Here is a 5,115-nt window from a genome sequence, read left to right on the forward strand (position 1 = left end):
CGGCCGCCGCGGCGGGGAGCGCGGTGGCGAGCGGCACGGCGGCGACCAGGCCGAGGGTGGCCACGATGCTGCGCACGACCTCCTGGGCGACGAGCTGGGTCGACACGACTCCGACGAACGAGTCGTTGTCCGCGGCGATGAGCAGGAGCAGCGGCAGCGACGACCCGGCGTACGCCAGCACGATCGTGTTGACGACCGAGGCGATGTGGGCGCGGCCCACGCGCGAGGCGGAGCGGTAGAGCCGCCCGAAGCCCGAGGACGGGTCGGCGGCCGCGAGCTCGGCGACGGTCTCCGCCTGGGTCACGGTGACGTCGTCGAGCACGCCGAGCGAGCCGATGATGATGCTGGCCACCAGCAGCCCGGCCATGTCGACGTCGTAGGTCATGTCGACGGAGCCGGAGATGTCGTCGGTGACGCCGGTCAGGTGCAGGGCGGCGGTGACCCCGGCCGCGAGGGCGCCGGTGAGCGCGAGGCTGACCAGGGTGCCCAGCAGCGCGACGGTGGTGGTCAGCGTGAACCCGTGGGTCAGGTAGAGCACGGACAGCGCGATCGCCGCGGCGCCGACGACGGCGACCAGCAGCGGCGGGGAGCCGGTCAGGATCGCCGGCACCACGAACAGCAGCAGCACCCCGAACGTGACCACCAGGCCCACCAGCGCCGCTAGGCCGCGCCAGCGCCCGAACGCGACCATGGCGAGGGCGAAGGCGACCGCCACCACGAGCAGCCCGGTCGAGCGCTGGTGGTCCACGACCGAGTACGCCGGGCCGTCGGGGGTGTCGGCGACGGTCACGACGACCGCGTCGCCCTCGTCGAGCTCCGGGGCGCCGGAGCCGTTGGGCAGCGGCACCTCGACCTCCCGCTCGCCCTGGGCCGGCTGCTCCGCGAGCTCGATCGTCGCCGTGCCGCAGCCGTTGACGTCGTCGTCGAGCTCGGCGGGGCATGCCTCGCGGGCGATCGCGGTCACCGTCGCGTCCAGCTCCTGCGCCGCCTGGCCGCCGCTGTCCGGGACCGCGTCGCGCGGCCACAGCACCGCGAGCGCGACGAGGGTGAGGACGGCGAGCGGCACCACGACCAGCAGGGCGAGCCGGCGGGTGCGGCGCGACTCCGGCGCGCGGGTGCCGTCGGTGCCGTGGGCGTGCCCGTGGCTGCCTCCCATCGCGGGCCTCAGCCGGCCGTCGGGGCGAGGGCGGCCCGGAGCGCCGCGACGTCCTCGGGGCCGACGCGGCAGCAGCCGCCGACCAGCCGGGCGCCGGCGTCGACCCAGCCGCGGACGTCCTCGGGGGCGAACGCGGAGGTCCCCGTCCACGCGCGGGCCGCGGCGTCCCAGGTCTGACCGCTGTTGGGGTAGACGACCGCCGGGCGCTGCGCGGCCGCGAGCGGCACGGCGGCGGCGACGTCGCCGGGGGCGGTGCAGTTGACCCCGACCGCGACGACCTCGGCGACGTCGGCGGCCATCGCGAAGGCCTCGGCGAGCGGCTCGCCGGCCCGGGTCCGGTCGCCGTCCGCGCTCAGCGAGAGCCAGGCCGGGTGGCCGAGCCCGTCGAGCTCGGCGAGCACCGCCTCGACCTCGGCCAGGCACGGCACGGTCTCGACCGCCAGCACGTCGGCGCCGGCGGCGGCCAGCACCTCGAGCCGGGGCCGGTGGAAGGCGCGGAGCCCGGCGACGTCGAGGTCGTAGTCGCCGCGGTACTCCGAGCCGTCGGCCAGGACGGCGCCGTACGGCCCGACCGAGGCGGCGACCCAGCCGTCGGGCGCGACGGCGTCGCGTGCGGCCACCGCGACCTCGACGCTGCGCCGCATCAGCGACGCCGCGGCGTCGGCGTCGAGCCCGAGCGCGGCGAACCCCTCGAAGGAGGCCTGGTACGACGCGGTGATGGCGACCTCGGCGCCCGCGGCGAAGAACTCCGCGTGCGCGGCCTCGAGAGCCCCCGGGTCGTCCCGCAGCAGCCGCGCGGACCACAGCGCGGAGGCGAGGTCGTGGCCGCGGCGCTCGAGCAGCGTCGCGAGGCCCCCGTCCAGCACGACGGGACGGGCGGTGAGGACGTCGGCGAGAGGCGGTGGCACCCGCCCATCCTGCCCGCCCGTCCTGCCCGGACGCCTCCCGCCGTGGGGTCCCGCGCCGCGGTAGCGTCCGACGATGGACGTCATCGAGTACGTGCCCACCCGCGACCAGTACACCTACACCTTCGGCGGCGCGGCCCCGATGATGCGGGTGCGCCCCGGGTCGGTGCTGAGGATCTGGTCCGACGACGCCTTCGGCGGGGCGCTGCGCACCGTCGACGACCTGTCGAGCGCGAAGGTCGACCTGCGCTTCGTCAACCCGCAGTCGGGCCCCTTCTACGTCGAGGGCGCCGAGCCCGGCGACACCCTCGTGCTGCACCTGGTGGCGCTCGAGCCGGCCCGCGACTGGGGCGCCTCGGCGGCCATCCCCTTCTTCGGCGGGATGACCGGCACCGACCGGACCGTCACCCTCCAGGAGCCGCTGCCCGACACCACCTGGATCTACGAGCTGGAGCGCGAGCGCGGCACCGTCACCTTCGCCGCCCGTCACTCCGAGCACCGCGTCGAGCTGCCGGTCGACCCGATGCTCGGCACGGTCGGCGTCGCCCCCGCCGGCGGCGAGGTGCGCTCCTCGCTGGTGCCCGAGCGCTTCGGCGGCAACACCGACACCCCCGAGATGCGGGCCGGGGCGACGGCGTTCCTCGGCGTCAACGTCGAGGGGGCGATGTTCTCGATCGGCGACGGGCACTACCGGCAGGGCGAGGGCGAGGCCTGCGGCACCGCGGTCGAGGGCGCGATGACGACCACCCTGATCGTGGAGCTCGTCAAGGGGGGCGCGCCCGCCTGGCCCCGCATCGAGGACGACACCCACCTGATGAGCATCGGCTCCAGCCGGCCGATGGAGGACTCCTGGCGGATCGCGAACGCCGACCTGGTCGGCTGGGTGGCCGACCTCTCCGGCCTGCACGTCATGGACGCCTACCAGCTGCTCTCCCAGGTGACGCTGGCCCCGATCGCCAACGTCGTCGACGCCAACTACAGCGTGGTCGTCAAGGCCGCGACCGCCCTGCTGCCCACCGTGGCGCCGTACGACGGGATCCACGCGGAGCTCCGCGCCCGCGCCCGCAGCCTCGGTTCCCTCTGAGCCACCCCGCCCGTCCTCCCGGCACCCTCGGCCGGGCCCCCGCCCGGCACCCTCCCCCACGAAAGGCTCCCCATGGACCTCCAGCTCAGCGGCACCCGCGTCCTCGTCACCGGCGGCACCCGCGGCATCGGCCGCGCGATCGTCGAGGCGTTCCTCGACGAGGGCGCCCACGTCGGCTTCTGCGCCCGCGACGCCGCCGAGGTGCGGTCGGTCGAGGAGGCGCTCGCCGCCCGCGGCACCGTGCGCGGCACGAGCGTCGACGTGGGCGACGCCGCGGCCCTCGCGGCCTGGGTCGAGCGGAGCGCCGCGGACCTCGGCGGGCTCGACACCGTGGTCGCCAACGTCAGTGCGCTCGCCATCCCCGACACCGAGGAGAGCTGGCAGGCGAGCCTCAACGTCGACGTCATGCACACCGTGCGCCTGGTGCGGGCCGCGATGCCCCACCTCGAGGCCAGCGCGTCCGCGTCGATCATCGCGGTCTCGAGCGTGTCGGGCCGGGAGTCCGACTTCGCCTCGGGCCCCTACGGCACCGCGAAGACCGCGATCATCGGCTACGTCCACGGCCTCGCGCTCCAGCTGGCCGAGAAGGGCATCCGCGCCAACACGGTCTCCCCCGGCAACACCTACTTCGAGGGCGGCGTCTGGGCCGGCATCGAGTCCGGCGACCCCGACCTCTACTCCTCGGCGCTGGGCCTCAACCCCACCGGCCAGATGGGCACCCCCGAGGAGGTCGCGGCGCCCGTGGTGTTCCTCGCCAGCCGCGCGGCGCGCCGCATCAGCGGCACCAACCTCGTCGTCGACGGCGCCCTGACCCGGGGCATCCAGCTCTGAGGGCCGGAGGGCCCGGAGACTGAAGAAGGACCTCGGCCCGGGGGCCGAGGTCCTTCTCCGAGTGGTAGCGGGGGCAGGATTTGAACCTGCGACCTCTGGGTTATGAGCCCAGCGAGCTACCGAGCTGCTCCACCCCGCGTCGGTGAACAGAACATTACGGCACCTCTCCCGCCGGACTCAAATCGGGTCCCTCCCGGCCCTCCCGACGCCGTGCGTGGGCCGTCGGTGTCGCCCGGTGGCACCGGCGTGGACTCGGAGGTCGAGGCGCGACGTGCCGAGGAACGAGGCGCGGAGCCACGAGACCCGTGACCCAGGAGCTCGACCTGCGGGGGTCTCGTGGCTCGTCGCCAGGGCTCCTCGCACCTCGACCTCCGGTGGGTGGACCCGGGGCTTCTCGCACCTCGACCTCCGGTGGGTGGACCCGGGCCTTCCTCACACCTCGACCTCCGCTCGATGGTCCCGGAGGTCGAGGCGCGACGTGCCGAGGAACGAGGCGCGGAGCCACGAGACCCCGTGACTTCAGCGCTCGGGCCGCGCGGTCTCGTGGCTCGTCGCCAGGGCTCCTCGCACCTCGACCTCCGGTGGGTGGACCCGGGGCTTCTCGCACCTCGACCTCCGGTGGGTGGACCCGGGCCTTCTCGCACCTCGACCTCCGGTGGGTGGACCCGGGCCTTCCTCACACCTCGACCTCCGCTCGTGGTCCCGGAGGTCGAGGCGCGACGTGCCGAGGAACGAGGCGCGGAGCCACGAGACCCGGACGCTCGGCCTGCGCGGTCTCGTGGCTCGTCGCCAGGGCTCCTCACACCTCGACCTCCGGTGGGTGGACCCGGAGGTCGAGGCGCGACGTGCCGAGGAACGAGGCGCGGAGCCACGAGACCCCGTGACCCGGGAGCCCGACCTGCGGGGGGTCTCGTGGCTCGTCGCCAAGGCTCCTCGCACCTCGACCTCCGGTGGGTGTGCCCGGGGCTCCTCACACCTCGACCTCCGGTGCGGGTCTCGTGGCTCCCGCGCCTCGACCTCCGGTGGGGCCTGTGGCTCCTCGCACCTTGACCTCCGGTGTTCCGTCCTGGACCGGGCGGTCTGGAGGACGGGCTCGCGGGTTGCTCGACCGCCGGAACGACGACGACGCCGCACGACGC

The 5,115-nt window shown here is 75.1% G+C and carries 4 protein-coding genes and 1 tRNA gene; 2 read left to right on the forward strand and 3 right to left on the reverse strand.

The window, feature by feature from the left end; genetic code table 11:
* Both ABD158_RS18635 and mmuM read right to left on the reverse strand, forming a co-directional pair.
* On the reverse strand, positions 1-1,156 hold a 1,156-nt coding region (locus ABD158_RS18635; RefSeq protein ID WP_344009402.1), incomplete at its 3' end, for a YibE/F family protein.
* 8 nt (positions 1,157-1,164) lie between these two features.
* A complete protein-coding gene (mmuM, locus tag ABD158_RS18640; RefSeq protein WP_344009404.1) occupies positions 1,165-2,064 on the reverse strand; it encodes a homocysteine S-methyltransferase in 900 nt (299 codons plus the stop codon).
* 73 nt (positions 2,065-2,137) lie between these two features.
* Here mmuM and ABD158_RS18645 point away from each other — a divergent pair, with 73 nt between their 5' ends.
* Together ABD158_RS18645 and ABD158_RS18650 are read left to right on the forward strand one after the other, a co-directional pair.
* Complete coding sequence (locus tag ABD158_RS18645) at positions 2,138-3,145, forward strand: acetamidase/formamidase family protein (protein WP_344009406.1); 1,008 nt, start codon at positions 2,138-2,140, stop codon at positions 3,143-3,145.
* Positions 3,146-3,217: 72 nt separating this feature from the next.
* Positions 3,218-3,976: an SDR family NAD(P)-dependent oxidoreductase gene (locus tag ABD158_RS18650; protein ID WP_344009408.1), complete on the forward strand. Its 759-nt coding sequence runs from the start codon at positions 3,218-3,220 to the stop codon at positions 3,974-3,976.
* 62 nt (positions 3,977-4,038) lie between these two features.
* Here ABD158_RS18650 and ABD158_RS18655 read toward each other — a convergent pair.
* Positions 4,039-4,115: transfer RNA gene (locus ABD158_RS18655), tRNA-Met, on the reverse strand.
* Positions 4,116-5,115: the final 1,000 nt, after the last annotated feature.

This window comes from Nocardioides lentus (assembly GCF_039529515.1).
GTDB classification, from domain to species: Bacteria; Actinomycetota; Actinomycetes; order Propionibacteriales; family Nocardioidaceae; genus Nocardioides; species Nocardioides lentus.